The sequence below is a fragment of the Pseudarthrobacter sp. HLT1-3 genome, from assembly GCF_059383535.1.
Map to the genome: position 1 here is coordinate 1 of NZ_JBWZCJ010000061.1, position 2,062 is coordinate 2,062.

A 2,062-nucleotide genomic window follows, 5' to 3' on the forward strand; every position below is an offset into this window, starting at 1 on the left:
AGGTCCCCGTCACATTCGCCGTCACCGCCACACCGGTGGCACCAGCCGCCGGAGACGTAGCCGTCACCGTCGGAGCCGTCGTATCACCACCACCACCACCACCACCGGGGCCCTGCTCGAAAAAGTTCCAGTACCGGCTGGTCGCGTTCACATCGGCGAGCACCAGCACACCGCTGTTGGCCGTGCCCCGCGCCGTACTGTTAAGGTTCTGCTTCGTCGACGTCACGTTGTGGACATACTGGTCGGCGTCCACGATACGAGCCGTCTTCGTGGTGGTAAAGCTGATATTGTCCAGCGGCGTGGACTTCTCGTAGATCGCACCCCCCGAGGTGGTGCAGACACCAGCGTTCGTCGTGCCACTCGGCTTCGGATAGGTAGCGAAGGTACGCAGCCTTTGCGTACTCTCATCAATCAAGACGATCACCCGGTTCGGGCACTCCGACACTGTCGCGATCGTGTGCGCCGACCACGTCGAACCACTCAAAGCCAACAGCTGGATCAACGGCTGAGACGCCGACGTGAACGACGTCTTAATAGCGGCGAAAACCTGGCCACCCGAGGAGTCCAGCCACTTCAAGTTCATGTGGTCATCACCGCTGCGCTGCCCCTTCACCGCCGCCACAGGAGCGGTCCAGGCGGTGTTGGACGCTCCATCGACGTGGTAGCTCCAGTACATGCCGTCGGTGGCGTCACCGACCTGCCGGCTCCACATCACACCCATCTTCCCGTCGAACGCGATCACAGCCGAGGTGTCGTCCACAGACACGTTGCTCAACGCCGCAGGATGCTGGAACGGCGTCCCCCACTTCACGCCGGCCGTGTCAGTGACGTTCAGATAGATCCGGTTCGCCTGCTGCCACGTGGCCCACACCCGACCAGTCGAGTCCTTGTCGATGGTCAGGGTCTCAACGCGCTGGTTGTTGATCTGTTCAGAACCTAGCAGCGTGTACGAATTCTTACTCGTGTCGTAGCTGTAACGCCGCATCGTCGTCGGGAAGTTCGGCTCAGCTGGCAGACCGTCGTTGACGAACCGATAGCTCGCCACATACAACGTCGTCCCGTCCCACAACACGTCATGATGCGTGTTCGCCCGCGTGTCCGTCGCCACACCCGTATCGACCCACGAACTCGTCGCTCCATTGAACCGGAAGATATGAAAATCCGAGCTGGCAGTGTCCCACAGGTTCCCCCACCAGACCCCGTCGTTGAACCACAACGCACTCGTTGCCCGCTTCGTACCTGTCGGCGTCCCCGTCCCCGAATGCGACGGACCTTCAACCCCAACATCACCCGGAGCAGCCGACGCCGCAACCGGCACCACCAGACCCAGCGCAAGCAGCAGCACTGCCAGCAGTGCTGCCAGCAGATTCCGCGACCCGCGTCGACGAAGAGCAGCCCAGCGACCACCTCCCCGCCTTACGCCAAGCCAGGAAGTCCTGCGCACCTTCCTGTCTCGGGCTACGACCAAAAGGGATGCCGCCGCAAACCGTCCCCCCGCATACGCATCATGGTTGCTCATGTTTTCATCCTTCCGACATTCAACCTGTGTAATTCTGACGGTGCCGATCCACCGCGCCCCCGGCCAGTCCGGCAAGCGATGGCTTTCCATGGCCGGGACCAGCTCAAGGGTCGCGCTGCCGGCGGCCGGGAGCAGCTCATTCACGCGTTCACTCATTGGACTTCCCTCCAGGGTGCACCTTGGGGAGCTGTCATGCTCAGCTGGGTTGTGGAGACGTGAGCGAGCCGAGGCCCGCGCAAGTAGCCGGCGGATGTGAAGGCCAATACCGCGAGAACGGACCCTGAACGCCCCAGTCCTCGGGGGTTGCTTCCAGTGCTCCAGTCGCGAATTCCGGCCAGGACAGCCCGTGGCAGCACACTTTTTATATACCGGCGTTCCGGGCCCAGGGCCCGTTTATGCCCCACCACCTGACTGACCTGGGCCTTGGAAATTCCCTCTGACCAGGACCGCTCCAGCATGTAGCGGAAGGTCCCGCGGTGGGCGGGTACGTGGTGGCGCACCAGGGCCGCGGGCTCATAGACGATGCGCGAACCCGGGGAGCCG

1 protein-coding gene is annotated in these 2,062 nt (G+C 62.9%); it reads right to left on the bottom strand.

Annotation, left to right across the window (positions count from 1 at the left end):
- Window positions 1-1,675, bottom strand: a 1,675-nt coding sequence (locus tag AC50X9_RS21190; RefSeq protein WP_494897057.1) for an Ig-like domain-containing domain, incomplete at its 3' end; no start/stop codon positions are given.
- Window positions 1,676-2,062 lie beyond the last annotated feature (387 nt).